This window comes from Curtobacterium sp. MCLR17_054 (assembly GCF_003234335.2).
In the GTDB taxonomy this organism is placed as follows: Bacteria; Actinomycetota; Actinomycetes; order Actinomycetales; family Microbacteriaceae; genus Curtobacterium; species Curtobacterium flaccumfaciens.
Genome location: NZ_CP126263.1, coordinates 2,157,535 through 2,172,011, shown reverse-complemented (window position 1 = coordinate 2,172,011; position 14,477 = coordinate 2,157,535). Strand labels below are relative to the sequence as shown.

Here is a 14,477-nt window from a genome sequence, read left to right as displayed (position 1 = left end):
TCAGGTCGTCAGCCTATTGCACGGACGGGCTCCGCCGCCCGACCGGTGCGACGGGTTGTGGACTACTTCTGCTCCGCGATGGTCGCGTCGGTGATCTTCGTCGCCACCTTCGGCTCACCGGTGCCGTCGCTGCCGGGGGACGCGATGCCCTTCGCGGCGATCTTCGACTCGAGCTCGGACAGCCCGCTCGTGACCTTGCCGACGACCGTGTAGCCGCCCGTGGAGCCGTCGAGCGTGGTGTCCCCGTAGACGATGAAGAACTGCGTCGACTGCGAGTACGGGGAGTCCGACCGCGCGATCGCGATCGTGCCCTTCTCGTAGACGCCGTCCTCCGGCACGTTCTCGAGCGGGCCGTACTCGAAGCCGGCGTCGCCGGTGCCGTCGCCGTTCGCGGAGCCGCACTGCAGGAACTTCAGGCCGTCGCTGTCGGCGAGCCGGTGGCAGGTGGTGCCGTTGTAGAACTGCTCACGGATCAGCGAGATCTCGGCACTCGTGGCCTGCGGCGCCTTGGCACCGTCCAGCTCGATGCCGAGGTCGATGCTCTTGTTGAGTGTGAGCGTGCCGGTCCAGGTCGCGCCCTTCGCGATCGACTTGCTCGGCACGTCGCCGGTGTTGCCGGCCGTGGCACTGGCCGACGGCGTGGCCGTCGACGACGTGGAGGCGCTCGGGGCCGGGGCGTCCGACCCCCTCGAGCCGGCGAAGGCGAGCTGTGACCCGGTGGCGAGGGCCGCGACGAGGACGAGGGCGCCGGCACCGATCAGGTTGTCCCGCACGCGGCGGCGTCGCTGCCGCTCGTGGAGGCCCTGGCGGGCCTGGTAGAGGCGGAGGCGCTCGCGCGCCTCTCGGTTGTCACGCGCTGGGTTCTTCGGTGCCACGGTGCTGGTCTGCCCTCTCGTCGCAGTGTGCAACGAGCGTAGCCGAACGGTCACCACCACCACCTGGCGGGAGGCGCGGCCTGCGTCGGTGGACCGGCCTACGATTGCAGGATGGCAGCGGATCGTTCGGGAATGCACGCGCCCACCACGGGTGGTCGCGCCGGTCTCGCGCAGGGTTCCGTCCCGCTCGCCGTCCGGATGCGCCCCACCAGCCTCGACGAGGTCGCCGGTCAGCAGCACCTGCTCGGCCGGGGTTCGCCCCTGGTGCAGCTCGCCACCGGCACGCGTGAGAACCCCGGCGGGGTCTCCGTGATCCTGTGGGGACCGCCGGGCACCGGCAAGACCACGCTGGCGCAGGCCATCGCACGGCAGTCCGGTCGCGAGTTCGTCGAGCTCTCCGCCGTGACCGCCGGCGTGAAGGACGTGCGCGAGGTCATGGAGAAGGCGCTGACCCACCGCGACCTGTACGGGTCGACCACGGTGCTGTTCCTCGACGAGATCCACCGGTTCAGCAAGGCCCAGCAGGACGCCCTGCTGCCCGGCGTCGAGAACGGGTGGGTCATCCTGATCGCCGCCACCACCGAGAACCCGTCGTTCTCGGTCATCTCGCCCCTGCTGTCCCGCTCGCTGCTCCTGACGCTCAAACCGCTCACCGATCCCGACCTCGGCATGCTGGTCGACCGCGCGGTGGAGGACCCCCGCGGGCTCGGCGGTGCCGTCGTCCTCGGTGACGAAGCCCGCAGTGCGATCATCCGCCTCGCGTCCGGCGACGCCCGACGTGCCCTGACCGCGCTCGAGGCCGCGGCGGCGTCGGCCACCGCCGCGCAGGACGAGGACGACGACACCGTGCCCGTCGTCGACGCCGACACCGTCGCGGCCGCGGTCGACCGGGCCCTGCTGCGCTACGACCGACAGGGCGACGAGCACTACGACGTCATCAGCGCGTTCATCAAGTCGGTGCGGGGGAGCGACGTCGACGCCGCCCTGCACTACCTCGCCCGGATGATCGAGGCCGGCGAGGACTCCCGGTTCATCGCGCGGCGGATCATCATCTCCGCGTCCGAGGACATCGGCATGGCCGACCCCCAGGCGCTCCCCATCGCGGTCGCCGCTGCCCAGGCCGTCCAGCTCATCGGGATGCCCGAGGGGCGGATCCCGCTGGCCGAGGCGGTCGTCTACCTGGCGACGGCGCCGAAGTCGAACGCCGCCTACAACGGCATCAACCAGGCGATGGCCGACGTCAAGGCCGGGCGGATGGGCACGGTCCCGATGCACCTGCGCGACGCGCACTACGCCGGGGCCAAGCGCCTCGGGCACGGCAAGGGGTACGTCTACTCCCACGACGCCGAGCACGGGGTCGCCGAGCAGCAGTACCTGCCGGACGCCCTCGAGGGCACCGAGTACTACACGCCGACGGCCAACGGCTACGAGCGCGAGGTCGGGCCGCGGCTCGAACGACTCCGGAAGATCACCCGCGGCCACTAGTGTCGGTGCTTCTGCGCTCGCCCCGATGCTGCTAGCATTGCCGGGCCTACGTCCTGGTCCTCGAGCACGGCTGCGTCGAGGACAGAGTGCCACTCCGGTGGTACGGGGGCAGAGGTTCGGACTGTAGCCGTCCGATCCCACAGGCTCATCCCTCTGGATCCCGTCGTCGGGGCCACCGGCACTCGCGTGCCTGGCCTCCGGTGAGTATTCAGTTCGAACAGAGAAAAGGACCCTGTGTCTACCAAGTCACGTACCCGCAGCAAGACCCGCCTGTCGCGCGCACTCGGCATCCCGCTGACGCCGAAGGCCGCCCGTTACCTCGAGAAGCGCCCCTACGGGCCCGGTGAGCACGGCCGTACGCGCCGTCGTGCGGACAGCGACTACGCCGTCCGCCTCCGTGAGAAGCAGCGTCTGCGCGCCCAGTACGGCATCCGCGAGAAGCAGCTCCGCATCGTCTTCGAAGAGGCCCGCAAGACGAAGGGCCTGACCGGTGAGAACCTGGTCGAGCTCCTCGAGCAGCGTCTCGACGCCCTCGTGGTCCGTGCCGGCTTCGCCCGCACCACCGCGCAGGCCCGTCAGCTGATCGTGCACCGCCACATCCTGGTCGACGGCAAGCTCGTCGACCGCCCCTCCTTCCGCGTCAAGGAGGGCCAGCTGATCCACGTCAAGGCGAAGTCCGAGTCGATGGAGCCCTTCCAGGTCGCCGCTGCCGGTGGCCACCAGGAAGTCCTCCCGAAGGTCCCGGGCTACCTCGAGGTCGAGATCGAGAAGCTCCAGGCCCGCCTCGTGCGTCGCCCGAAGCGCGCCGAGGTCCCCGTGACCTGTGAAGTGCAGCTCGTCGTCGAGTACTACGCAGCTCGCTGATCCACTGATCACACCCGAACGGCGGGTCGTCCTCTCGAGGGCGACCCGCCGTTCGGCGTTCCGGCACCGCCCTCCGCTTCGCAACACGCCGTCGTCTCGGCGACGCGCCTCCGGATGCGCGAGACGCCTCCGGTTTCGGCGGCGTCCTGCCGACACGACGGCGTCTTGCGGACGGGGACGCGCGGAAGTGCCCGGCGACTAAGCTTGTCCGGGCATGCACCGCCCGGGTGCACAGAGGGAGAGGCACCGTGAAGCAGCTGTTCTTCGTCGCCGTCGGCATCGTCATCGGGTTCGCCGTCGCACACCGGGTCGCCCAGACCTCCGGTGGCGCCCGGCTCTTCGCCGAGGTGAACGCCAAGACGAAGGCCTTCACGGGTGCCGTCGCGGAGGGCTACCGGTCGCGCGAGGCCGAGCTCCGTACCGACGTCTGAGCGCTCCGACCGAGCAGCCTCGACCCTCCTCCACCCACGACCTGAACCCAGGAAGCACCATGCAGACCGCAGAGATCCGCCGCCGTTGGCTCCAGTACTTCGGTGACCGCGGCCACACCGTCGTCCCGTCCGCGTCCCTCGTCTCCGACGACCCGTCGCTCCTCTTCACGGTCGCCGGCATGGTGCCGTTCATCCCGTACCTGACCGGTCTCATCCCGGCGCCGTTCCCGCGGGCGACGAGCGTGCAGAAGTGCATCCGCACGAACGACATCGAAGAGGTCGGCAAGACGCCGCGCCACGGCACGTTCTTCCAGATGAACGGCAACTTCTCGTTCGGCGACTACTTCAAGGAGCAGGCGATCCAGTTCGCCTGGGAGTTCCTGACCAACCCGGAGACCGACGGCGGACTCGGCTTCTCGCCCGACGACCTCTGGGTCACCGTCTACGAAGAGGACGACGAGGCGATCGGCTTCTGGAAGCAGCACTCCTCGCTGCCCGACGAGCGGATCCAGCGCCTCGGCAAGGACACCAACTACTGGTCGACCGGACAGCCCGGACCGGCGGGTCCCTGCTCGGAGATCTTCTTCGACCGTGGCCCCGAGTACGGCATCGACGGCGGCCCGGCGACGGACGATGACCGGTACGTCGAGATCTGGAACCTCGTCTTCATGCAGTACCAGATCGCCGACGTGCGGTCGAAGTACGACTTCGAGATCACCGGCGAGCTGCCGAACAAGAACATCGACACCGGCATGGGGCTCGAGCGCGTCGCCTTCATCAAGCAGGGCGTCGACAACATGTACGAGATCGACCAGGTGCGCCCGGTGCTCGACCGCGCGGCCGAGATCTCCGGCCGACGCTACGGCGCCGTGCACGAGGACGACGTGCGGATGCGCGTCATCGCCGACCACGTCCGTTCCTCGCTGATGCTCATCGCCGACGGCGTGAGCCCGTCGAACGAGGGCCGTGGGTACATCCTCCGTCGCCTGCTCCGTCGCACCGTCCGCGCGATGCGCCTGCTCGGTGTCGAGGCGCCCACGTTCCCCGAGCTCTTCCCGGCGTCCCGCGACGCCATGCGCGACGCGTACCCGGAGGTGGCGTCCGACTACGACCGGATCTCCCGCATCGCCTACGCGGAAGAGGAGACCTTCCTCCGCACCCTGGCGCAGGGCACGACCATCCTCGACGTGGCCGTCGAGCGTGCGAAGCAGGACGGCGCCCCGTCGATCGGCGGCGACACGGCATTCCTGCTGCACGACACCTTCGGGTTCCCCATCGACCTGACGATGGAGATGGCCGAGGAAGCCGGGGTCCACGTCGACCGCACGGCGTTCGAGACCCTGATGTCCGAGCAGCGTGCCCGGGCGAAGGCCGACGCGAAGAGCAAGAAGACCGCGATCGCCGACCTGAGCGTGTACAGCGCGTTCCGGGCCAAGGGCGAGACGACCTTCCTCGGCTACGACGCGCTCGAGGCCGAGACGCGCGTGCTCGGCATCATCGTCGGCGGTGTGAGCGTCGACCGTGCGGTCGCCGGTGACATCGCCGAGGTGATCCTCGGCGAGACCTCGCTGTACGCCGAGTCGGGCGGCCAGGACGCCGACCAGGGCTCGATCGTCGGCAACGGGTTCGACCTCGAGGTCCTCGACGTCCAGCGACCGGTCTCCGGACTGTGGAGCCACACCGTGCAGGTCCGCTCCGGTGAGGTCGGTGTCGGCGACGCCGCGAGCACCGTCGTCGACGCGGAGTACCGCCGCGGCGCGACCCAGGCGCACTCCGCGACGCACCTGGTGAACGCGGCGCTCCGCGACATCCTCGGGCCGGAGGCGCTGCAGGCCGGTTCGTACAACAAGTCCGGCTACATGCGCCTCGACTTCTCGTGGTCGCAGCCGGTCTCGCTCGAGACGCGCTCCGAGATCGAGGAGGTCGTGAACACCGCGATCCGCACCGACCTCGAGGTCTCCACGCGCATCCTGCCCATCGACGAGGCGAAGGCCCTCGGGGCGCAGGCCCTGTTCGGTGAGAAGTACGGCGCCGAGGTCCGCATGGTCGACATCGGCGGCCCGTGGTCCCGCGAGCTCTGCGGTGGCACGCACGTCGCCTCGAGCGCGCAGATCGGACTCGTCAACCTGGTGGGGGAGTCGAGCGTCGGTTCGACGAACCGCCGCGTCGAGGCGTTGGTCGGGCTCGAGGGGTTCCGCGACCTCGCCGTCGAGCGCACGATCGTGTCGCAGCTCTCCAGCGCGCTCAAGGCTCCCCGTGCCGACCTGCCGGCCCGCGTGCAGAACCTGATGGAGGACCTCCGGTCCGCCCAGAAGAAGCTCGCCGAGTACGAGTCGGCGAACCTGCAGCAGCGCGTGCCCGCCATCGCCCGGAACGCCACCACCGTCGGTGCCACCACCGTGGTCGCCGAGACGGTCGACGGCCTGCAGTCCGGCGACGACCTGCGCTCGCTCGCCACCGGCGTCCGGGGCCAGCTCGGTGACGGCGCGGCCGTCGTCGTGCTCGGTGCCGTCGTGGGCGGCAAGCCGATCGTGATCGTCGCGACGAACGACGCCGCCCGTGCTGCGGGCGTGCAGGCGGGCCCCCTCGCGAAGGAGGCCGCCGGCGTGCTCGGTGGTGGCGGCGGCGGCAAGCCCGACCTGGCGCAGGGCGGTGGGACGGACGCAGCAGCGCTCCCCGCGGCGCTGCGTGCCGTGACCGCACGGCTCGCGGGCTGACCGTGGGCATCCGGTCCGGGCGGCGGCTCGGCGTGGACGTCGGACGCGCCCGGATCGGGGTCGCCGTGTGCGACCGCGACGGCCTGCTGGCGACGCCGGTCGAGACCGTCCGTCGCGACGACTCGAAGGACCTCCGGCGCATCCTGGAGCTCGCGGACGAGTACGACGTGCTCGAGGTCGTCGTCGGACTGCCGCTGTCGATGTCGGGTGGGGACACGGCCTCGACCGAGGACGCCCGCGTGTTCGCGGCTCGGATCGCGGCGCGTCGGCCGGTGCGCCTGGTCGACGAACGACTGTCGACCGTGACCGCCCAGCGAGGGCTGCACCAGGCCGGCAAGAACACGAAGAAGTCCCGGGCCGTGATCGACCAAGCAGCCGCTGTTATCATTCTGCAACACGCGCTCGACCACGAGCGCAGTGCCGGTGCCCCTCCGGGCACCACGCTTCCCTGACAGGGCTGCCCGGTACCGCACATGGGTGCTCTCGTCGTCAGCTGTGAGGACGACGGTGCCCAGGTGGAGTTCCCGACCGAGAGACCGAGGACGTTGGCAGACGATCTGGACTGGAACGCGATCATCGCGCCCGGCAACGACGCCGAGCGGCGGAAGGCGACTTCCGACCGCACGACAGGCACCGATGACCGCGACGACGCTGGTCAGGTGACCCCACCGCCGGCGCCTCCGATGTCCCGACGCGAAGCCCGCGCCCTCGAAGCCGAACGAGCCCGCGTCGCAGCGACCGAGGAGCCGCCGGCCGCCGAACGGACCACCGAGGCCCCGGCAGCCGCACGCGACGAACGCCCGGCGTCCCCCGCCGACGCACCGATCGCCACCCGCCCCGAAGACCTGCACCCCGAGGTCGCCGCACTGCTGACCGGCGAGCTGCCGACCGAGCCCGCGGTGACCGCCGCGGCCGGCGGGTCCGGCGCCGACGGGACGGACGACGGTGACGCGACCGGCGGCGGTGGTGCCGCGGGAGGCGGCGGACGCGGGGGACGAGGCGGCGGAGGACGCGCCTCCAGGCCGCCGCGCGAGCCACGGCCGAAGCGCCGGCGCGGACCGCTCGTCGCGGGGCTCGTCATCGTCGCGGTCGTGCTCGCTGCCGGCGTCGGGGCGTACACGTTCGCCGCGCCGAAGATCCAGCAGCTCATCGCGGCGATCAGCGGCGCGCAGGAGCCCGACGACTACACGGGCAACGGCACCTCCAAGGTGACCATCACGATCAAGCAGGGCGACATCGGCGAGAACGTCGCCGCGACGCTGCAGCGCAGCGGCGTCGTCAAGGACTCGAAGGTGTTCTACAAGCTCCTGCTGGCATCGCCGGACGTGCAGTTCCAGCCCGGTTCGTACGCGCTGAAGAAGCAGATGAGCTCGAAGTCGGCGCTGGCGGCCCTGCAGGACAAGGACAACCGCGTCCAGGCGTCGATCATCGTCCCGGAGGGCACGGCACTCGCCGACATCAAGGCCGGGATGGTCTCGAAGGCCGGCCTGACCGAGAAGCAGGTCGACGCGGCCGCGAAGGACCTGTCGGCCTACGACCTGCCGTCCGGCGTCACGACGCTCGAGGGCTGGCTCTTCCCCGCGACCTACCCGATCAACCCGGGCTGGACCGCCGAGCAGTACTTCAAGTCGATGGTCGACACCATGAAGGAGCACCTGTCCGCCGCCGGCGTCAAGGAGGCCGACCAGGAGCGCACCATCGTCTTCGCGTCGCTGGTGCAGAAGGAAGCCGGTCTCGCAGCCGACTACCCCAAGGTCGCCCGGGTGTTCCAGAACCGCCTCGACCAGGGCATGAAGCTGCAGTCCGACGCCACGGTCGCGTACGGCACGGGCAACACGCACACCGTGACGACCACGGACGCCGAGCGTGCGGACGGCTCGAACGAGTACAACACCTACGTGCACGAGGGGCTCCCGCCCGCACCGATCTCCAACCCCGGGGACATCGCGATCAAGGCCGTGACGAACGAGGCCCCGGGCAAGTGGCTGTACTTCGTGACGGTCGACCTGGAGTCGGGCAAGACCGTCTTCTCGGACACCTACGACCAGCACCTGGTGGCGGTCGAGCAGTTCCAGGCGTGGCTGCGGGCGCACCCCGACTACCAGTAGGCGACGACGTCGCACGGACGATCGCTGTGGGAGGATTGCGGCATGCTTCGTTGGTTGACTGCTGGTGAGTCCCACGGACCCGAACTGATCGCCATGCTCGAGGGCCTGCCCGCGGGTGTCCCGGTGTCGTTCGAGTCCATCCGTGCCGATCTCGCGCGCCGCAAGCTCGGCTACGGCCGTGGCTCGCGGATGAAGTTCGAGCAGGACGAGCTGCACGTGTCCGGCGGCGTCCGGCACGGCTACTCGCTCGGCAGCCCCATCGCGATCCGCATCGGCAACACCGAGTGGCCGAAGTGGGTCGAGGTCATGAACCCCGAGCCGATCGAGTCCACCGAGATGTCCCGCGGGCGGAGCGCGCCGCTCACCCGACCGCGACCGGGCCACGCTGACCTGGTCGGCATGCAGAAGTACGGCTTCGACGAGGCGCGCCCGATCCTGGAGCGTGCGAGCGCCCGCGAGACCGCCGCACGCGTGGCGCTCGGTGCCGTCGCCAAGTCGTTCCTGGCCGAACTCGGCATCCGCTCGGTGGCACACACCCTGCAGGTCGGGACCGTCCGGGTCCCCGACGGCACGGACCTGCCGCTGCCCGACGACGTGGACCGCCTCGACGAGGACCAGCTGCGGTGCTTCGACGCCGAGACCTCCGCACGCATGGTCACCGAGGTCGAGGCCGCGAAGAAGGACGGCGACACCCTGGGCGGCGTCGTCGAGGTGCTGTTCTACGGCGTCCCGCCGGGCCTCGGCTCGCACGTGCACTGGGACCGCCGGCTCGATGCCCGCCTCGCCGCGGCGATCATGGGGATCCAGGCCATCAAGGGGGTCGAGGTCGGTGACGGCTTCGCGACGGCCGGCCGCCGGGGCTCCGCCGCGCACGACGAGCTGTACCGCGAGGACGGCGAGATCTACCGCACGAGCGACCGCGCCGGTGGGACCGAGGGCGGGATGTCCACGGGCACCGTGCTGCGCGTGCGCGCCGGGATGAAGCCGATCGCGACCATCCCGCACGCCCTGCACACGGTGGACGTCGTCTCCGGTGAGGACGCCTCGGCGCACCACCAGCGCTCGGACGTCTGCGCCGTGCCCGCTGCCGGTGTCGTCGCCGAAGCGATGGTGGCCCTGGTGCTCGCCGACGCGGTGCTCGAGAAGTTCGGCGGCGACAACGTCGTCGAGACGAAGCGCAACCTCGACGCCTACCTCGCGGCGATCCCGGAGACCCTGCGCACGCGCCGGACCGAGCCGTCGGCGACGTCGACCGACCTGTGAGCACCGACGTCCGACGCGCCGACGCGCCCGTGGTCGTGATCGGCCCGATGGGCGCCGGCAAGTCGAGCGTCGGCAAGCGGGTGGCGAAGGCCCTCGGCGTCCCGTTCACGGACACCGACCGGGTCATCGTGCGCGAGCACGGGCCGATCCCCGGGATCTTCGCCGACCGCGGCGAGCCGGCGTTCCGCGCGCTCGAGGCCCAGGCGGTCCGGGCGGCGCTGGCCACCGGCGGCGTCATCGCCGTGGGCGGGGGAGCCGTCACCCACGCGGACACGCGGCAGGCCCTGAGCGGCGCGCGCATCGTCCTGCTCACCGTGTCGCCCGAGGCCGTCGCCGACCGGATCGCCGGGTCCGACCGGCCCCTGCTGGCGAACGGCGGGATCGACGCCTGGCAGACGATCATGGACGAGCGGGCGGCCACCTACGCCGAACTCGCGCACGTCGTGGTCGACACGTCGCGCCGGCCGATGTCCCGCGTGGTCGACGAGGTCGTCACGTGGCTGCGCAGCGACGCCGGCACCACCGCCGCGCCCGGCAGCACGACCAGCAGCACCACCAGCACCGAAGGAGCACCGTGACCGAGTCGACCCTGCCCGCCGGGACCACCGAGATCCGGGTCGGCGGTGACGACGGCTACACGGTGGCCGTCGGCACGGACCTGCTCGGTGCCCTGCCCGCGATCCTGGGCCCGCGTGTCGCCAAGGTCCTCATCGTGCACTCGCCGACGCTCGGTGCCCGGGCGAACGAGCTCCGTGCGCTCCTGGTCGAGGCCGGGCTCGAAGCCCTGATCGCCGAGGTCCCCGACGCCGAGGGCGCCAAGCGCGTCGAGGTCGCCGCGTTCTGCTGGCAGATCATGGGACAGGCCGACTTCACCCGTACCGACGCGGTCATCGGCCTCGGTGGCGGTGCCGTCACCGACCTGGCCGGCTTCGTCGCCGCGACCTGGCTGCGCGGTGTGCCGTACGTGGCCGTCCCGACCAGCGTGCTCGGCATGGTGGACGCTAGCGTCGGCGGGAAGACGGGCATCAACACGAACGAGGGCAAGAACCTGGTCGGCGCCTTCTACGCCCCGCGTGCCGTCGTCGTGGACCTCGACCTCGCCCGCACGCTGCCGCGCAACGAGATCCTGACGGGTTTCGCGGAGATCGTGAAGGCCGGGTTCATCGCCGTGCCCGAGATCCTGGACATCGTCGAGGCCGACGTCGAACGGGTCACCGACCCGACGACGCCGGAGTTCCGCCGGGTCGTCGAGCTCGCCATCGCGCTCAAGGCCGAGGTCGTCTCGGACGACTTCACGGAGCAGGGCCGCCGCGAGATCCTGAACTACGGGCACACCCTCGGGCACGCGATCGAGCACGCCGAGCGGTACCAGTGGCGCCACGGCGCAGCGGTGTCGGTCGGCATGGTGTTCGCCGCCGAGCTCGCCCGACTGACCGGCCACCTGGACGACGCCACGGTCGACCGGCACCGGGCGATCCTCGAGTCGCTCGAACTGCCGACCTCGTACGGCGTCGGGCGCTGGCAGGGGCTGCTCGCCACCATGCGTCGTGACAAGAAGGCCCGTGCCGGCATGCTGCGGTTCATCATCCTGGACGGCGTCGGCAAGCCCGTCGTGCTCGAGGGCCCCGAGGACCACCTGCTCTTCACCGCCTACCAGGAGGTCGGCGTCTAGCCACGCCGGTCAGCGCAGGACCCGTCGCATCCTGCGCCACCACCAGGTGACACGCGTCGAGACGGTGACCACGCCGGTGCGCTGGGATTCCCGCCATTCGTCGACGGTGGCGCCGTGGTCCCAGGCGAAGAGGACGTCGTCGTCCTCGTCGAGGTCGGGCGCGTCGGGGAGCGGTCGCAGGATCGACATCAGTCGGAGGCCCTTCGTTCGTCGTCGTCATGTGCCTGGTCGGCGCTGGCTCACCTGCGGAGCGCTCGGCTCGCGAGTCGGCGATCGGCCTTCGACCACCACGGTACGGTCTCCAGGTCTCGGAGCACCGTTGTCGAAATGTCGTATGTGTTCATGTCCGGCCGCTGCGTGACGGCCCAGGTGAACCGATGCCAGGCGTGGTCACGATCGGACGTCCGTCGACTCTGGAACGCCCCGAACCAGCTGACGACGGCCGCGACGATCGCCGCTCCGGCGGCGATGCACGCCGCGATCAGTGCTGTCTCCACGGCACGAGTGTCTCGCTCCAGGACCGCGCCCCGCGCCGGGCCCGCTCCGGCCTGTGGAAGCCGCGCCGGGCCTCCAGGCTGTGGAGGAGGATGGGGCGACGCGACGGACCGCGCCACCCGCACGCTGCGGACCCAGCACCGGGGAGCAGACTGGCGGACGTGCCCACCCCACCCCGACTGAGCGACCTCTCCGGCCCGCGCGATGCCGACACCGGCACCCTGCGCTCCCGTGGTCGCCGCTTCACCGAACTCCTCTCGATCGCCCGTCGCCACCACCTGGTGCCGTTCCGTCGTCTCGACTTCTCGCACGACCCGGCAACGTCGGACCTGCGTCGCGACCAGGCCGAGCACCTGCGCCGGGCCCTCGAGGAAGCCGGTGGCGGGTTCGTGAAGATGGGCCAGCTGCTCTCCACCCGCGACGACCTGCTGCCCGAGGAGTGGACCGAGGGACTCGCCCACCTGCAGCGGAACGTCACGGCGGCGCCGGCGGACGAGGTCCGTGCGCTCCTCGAGCAGGAGCTCGGTGCCCCGGTCGATCAGGTGTTCGCGACCTTCGACCCGGTGCCCGTCGCAGCGGCGTCCATCGCGCAGGTGCACCGCGCCCGACTGCCCGACGGCACCGCGGTCGCCGTGAAGGTGCAGCGGCCGGGGATCGACGCAGCGGTGCGCCGCGACGTGGACATCGCACTGCGGGTCGTCCGGTTCATGGCCCGGTGGTCGACCGAGGCGCGGCAGGTCGGCGTGCAGGACATCGCCGGCCAGTACGCGGACGACCTGATCCGGCAGGTCGACTTCGTCTCCGAGCTCCGGAACCTCACCGCGCTGCGTGCGGCCCAGGCCCGCAGCGCGCGTCCGGACGAGGTCCGGTTCCCGGACCCCTACCCGGACCTGTCCGGCCGGCGTGTGCTCGTGATGGAGTTCCTGGAGGGCGACACGCTCAGCGCGATCCGCGCCGAGCGTTCCGAGCGCGACCTCGACGCGCCGATGCGCGCCATCCTCCGCGCCTTCCTGCGCCAGGTCGTCTTCGACGGCCTGTACCACGCGGACCTGCACCCGGGGAACGTCCTGGTGCTGCCCGACGGGCGGCCCGCGTTGATCGACTTCGGATCGGTCGGGAGGCTCGACCCGGGTCTCCGGGACACGGTCCAGGACCTGTTGGCCGCCTACCTGCAGGACGACACGTCGCGGATCGCCGATGCGGTCCTGCGGATGGCACCCGTGCGCGATGCGCACGACGAGCCCGACTTCCGTCGGGACATCGCCCGCTTCGTCGCGGACGAACTCGGCCCGGGTGCGCGCATCGGCGTCGACACCGTGGACGACGCGGTCGAGGTCTTCGGGCGGTACCGGCTGAAGCCACCGCCGGACTTCGTCGCCGCGGCCCGCGCGCTGGCCATCTTCGAGGGCACGCTCCGCACGCTCGCGCCGTCGTTCGACCTGCTCGAGGAGTCCCGCGGACTCGCCCGGGAGCAGATCACCGACCAGCTCCGGCCGGGCAAGCTCCGCGACCTGGCGGCGAAGGAGCTGCTCGGCGTCGTGTCGGCCGCCCGTCGCCTGCCCCGCCGGGTGGACCGCATCGGCGAGGCGATCGAGACCGGCCGGTTCACGGTGAACATCCGGCTCTTCGCGGACAGCCGCGACCGGCAGCTCGTGTCCGGGATGATCCGGCGCATCCTGCTCGTGCTGCTCGGTGCGGGGGCGGGGATCCTGGCGATCGTCTACCTGTCCTTGCCGGCACGACCGACGGCGGCCCTGTCCACGGGGGTCGCGGGCGGGTTGCTCGGGGGAGCGGCGGTGGTGCTGCTCGGCTGGGCGGCGATCGACGCCTGGCTCGCTCGACGGCGACGCTGACCGCGGGCCCGGTGCCCGTCCGTGACCGGCGCGTCCGGCACGCACGCGCACCGCTCCGGCCGCCGGGCGGGCGTCCGCTACACTCGTCCGGGGCCGTCCGCGGCCCGAGGACACTTCACAACACGACCGAACGGGACACCGACGACTCATGGCCAGTACCACAGACATCAAGAACGGCGCCGTTCTCATCATCGACGGCCAGCTGTGGTCGGTCGTCGAGTTCCAGCACGTCAAGCCGGGCAAGGGCGGCGCGTTCGTCCGCACGAAGCTCAAGAACGTCGTCTCCGGCAAGGTCGTCGACCGCACGTTCAACGCCGGCGCGAAGATCGACACCGCCGTCGTCGACCGTCGTGACTACCAGTTCCTCTACGAGGACGGCGACTCCTACGTGTTCATGGACACCGACACGTACGACCAGATCCCGGTCTCCGCGACCGTGGTCGGCGACGCCAAGAACTACCTGCTCGAGTCCGCGATGGTCACCATCGCGATGAACGAGGGCAACCCGCTGTACGTCGAGCTCCCGACGTCGATCGTCACCGAGGTCGAGACCGAGCCTGGCCTGCAGGGCGACCGTTCCTCCGGCGGCACCAAGGACGCGACCATCATCGCGACCGGCCACCGTATCCAGGTCCCGCTGTACCTGGAGAGCGGCACCCTGGTGAAGATCGACACGCGCGACGGCAGCTTCCTCGGCCGCGTCAACTCCTAGGC

At 71.0% G+C, this 14,477-nt stretch carries 14 protein-coding genes; 11 read left to right on the top strand and 3 right to left on the bottom strand.

The features are described from left to right. Positions 1-62: 62 nt before the first annotated feature. A complete protein-coding gene (locus DEJ08_RS10375; RefSeq protein WP_111053968.1) occupies positions 63-875 on the bottom strand; it encodes a peptidylprolyl isomerase in 813 nt (270 codons plus the stop codon). A gap of 132 nt (positions 876-1,007) precedes the next feature. Between DEJ08_RS10375 and DEJ08_RS10370 the strand changes: the two genes are divergently transcribed. The 9 genes from DEJ08_RS10370 to aroB all read left to right on the top strand — a co-directional run bounded on the left by DEJ08_RS10370 (position 1,008) and on the right by aroB (position 11,415). Further along, entirely contained in the window at positions 1,008-2,360 is a 1,353-nt protein-coding gene (locus DEJ08_RS10370) for a replication-associated recombination protein A (RefSeq protein WP_084740335.1), read from the top strand. Positions 2,361-2,594: 234 nt separating this feature from the next. Beyond that, positions 2,595-3,224 carry a 30S ribosomal protein S4 gene (gene rpsD, locus DEJ08_RS10365; protein ID WP_017887166.1) on the top strand — a complete coding sequence of 210 codons (630 nt, stop codon included), beginning with the start codon at positions 2,595-2,597 and terminating at the stop codon, positions 3,222-3,224. A 248-nt stretch (positions 3,225-3,472) separates the two neighbouring features. Further along, complete coding sequence (locus DEJ08_RS10360) at positions 3,473-3,655, top strand: hypothetical protein (RefSeq protein WP_111039071.1); 183 nt, start codon at positions 3,473-3,475, stop codon at positions 3,653-3,655. A gap of 59 nt (positions 3,656-3,714) precedes the next feature. Next, positions 3,715-6,372, top strand: coding sequence for an alanine--tRNA ligase (alaS, locus tag DEJ08_RS10355; RefSeq protein ID WP_111046417.1), 2,658 nt, complete (start codon positions 3,715-3,717; stop codon positions 6,370-6,372). Positions 6,373-6,380: 8 nt separating this feature from the next. Beyond that, complete coding sequence (gene ruvX, locus DEJ08_RS10350) at positions 6,381-6,824, top strand: Holliday junction resolvase RuvX (protein WP_171907752.1); 444 nt, start codon at positions 6,381-6,383, stop codon at positions 6,822-6,824. Positions 6,825-6,917: 93 nt separating this feature from the next. Continuing rightward, on the top strand, positions 6,918-8,480 hold the full coding sequence (gene mltG / locus DEJ08_RS10345; protein ID WP_146248449.1) for an endolytic transglycosylase MltG: 1,563 nt from the start codon (positions 6,918-6,920) through the stop codon (positions 8,478-8,480). Positions 8,481-8,522: 42 nt separating this feature from the next. Beyond that, positions 8,523-9,743 (top strand): chorismate synthase, encoded by a 1,221-nt coding sequence (gene aroC / locus DEJ08_RS10340; RefSeq protein WP_110858979.1) that lies wholly within the window; start codon positions 8,523-8,525, stop codon positions 9,741-9,743. Then, positions 9,740-10,321: a shikimate kinase gene (locus DEJ08_RS10335; RefSeq protein ID WP_111039074.1), complete on the top strand. Its 582-nt coding sequence runs from the start codon at positions 9,740-9,742 to the stop codon at positions 10,319-10,321. Before aroC ends, DEJ08_RS10335 begins: the two co-directional genes overlap by 4 nt. Beyond that, positions 10,318-11,415: a 3-dehydroquinate synthase gene (gene aroB, locus DEJ08_RS10330; protein ID WP_111053966.1), complete on the top strand. Its 1,098-nt coding sequence runs from the start codon at positions 10,318-10,320 to the stop codon at positions 11,413-11,415. The genes DEJ08_RS10335 and aroB overlap by 4 nt, the downstream gene beginning before the upstream one ends. A gap of 9 nt (positions 11,416-11,424) precedes the next feature. On the opposite strand, the gene DEJ08_RS10325 is transcribed toward aroB, so the two are convergent. Together DEJ08_RS10325 and DEJ08_RS10320 are read right to left on the bottom strand one after the other, a co-directional pair. After that, positions 11,425-11,604, bottom strand: coding sequence for a hypothetical protein (locus tag DEJ08_RS10325; protein WP_110864577.1), 180 nt, complete (start codon positions 11,602-11,604; stop codon positions 11,425-11,427). Positions 11,605-11,654: 50 nt separating this feature from the next. Beyond that, positions 11,655-11,912, bottom strand: a complete 258-nt coding sequence (locus tag DEJ08_RS10320; protein ID WP_181438932.1) for a hypothetical protein — start codon at positions 11,910-11,912, stop codon at positions 11,655-11,657. A gap of 159 nt (positions 11,913-12,071) precedes the next feature. Between DEJ08_RS10320 and DEJ08_RS10315 the strand changes: the two genes are divergently transcribed. Continuing rightward, positions 12,072-13,763 (top strand): ABC1 kinase family protein, encoded by a 1,692-nt coding sequence (locus tag DEJ08_RS10315; protein ID WP_071403714.1) that lies wholly within the window; start codon positions 12,072-12,074, stop codon positions 13,761-13,763. A gap of 148 nt (positions 13,764-13,911) precedes the next feature. Next, positions 13,912-14,475 carry an elongation factor P gene (gene efp, locus DEJ08_RS10310; RefSeq protein WP_017887175.1) on the top strand — a complete coding sequence of 188 codons (564 nt, stop codon included), beginning with the start codon at positions 13,912-13,914 and terminating at the stop codon, positions 14,473-14,475. Positions 14,476-14,477: the final 2 nt, after the last annotated feature.

What these genes read in the sequence shown, in the direction of transcription:
- DEJ08_RS10370 (WP_084740335.1), top strand. Translation starts at nt 1,008, where the DNA reads ATGCACGCGCCCACCACGGGTGGTCGCGCCGGTCTCGCGCAGGGTTCC.
- alaS (WP_111046417.1), top strand. Translation starts at nt 3,715, where the DNA reads ATGCAGACCGCAGAGATCCGCCGCCGTTGGCTCCAGTACTTCGGTGAC.
- aroC (WP_110858979.1), top strand. Translation starts at nt 8,523, where the DNA reads ATGCTTCGTTGGTTGACTGCTGGTGAGTCCCACGGACCCGAACTGATC.
- DEJ08_RS10325 (WP_110864577.1), bottom strand. Translation starts at nt 11,604, where the DNA reads ATGTCGATCCTGCGACCGCTCCCCGACGCGCCCGACCTCGACGAGGAC.
- efp (WP_017887175.1), top strand. Translation starts at nt 13,912, where the DNA reads ATGGCCAGTACCACAGACATCAAGAACGGCGCCGTTCTCATCATCGAC.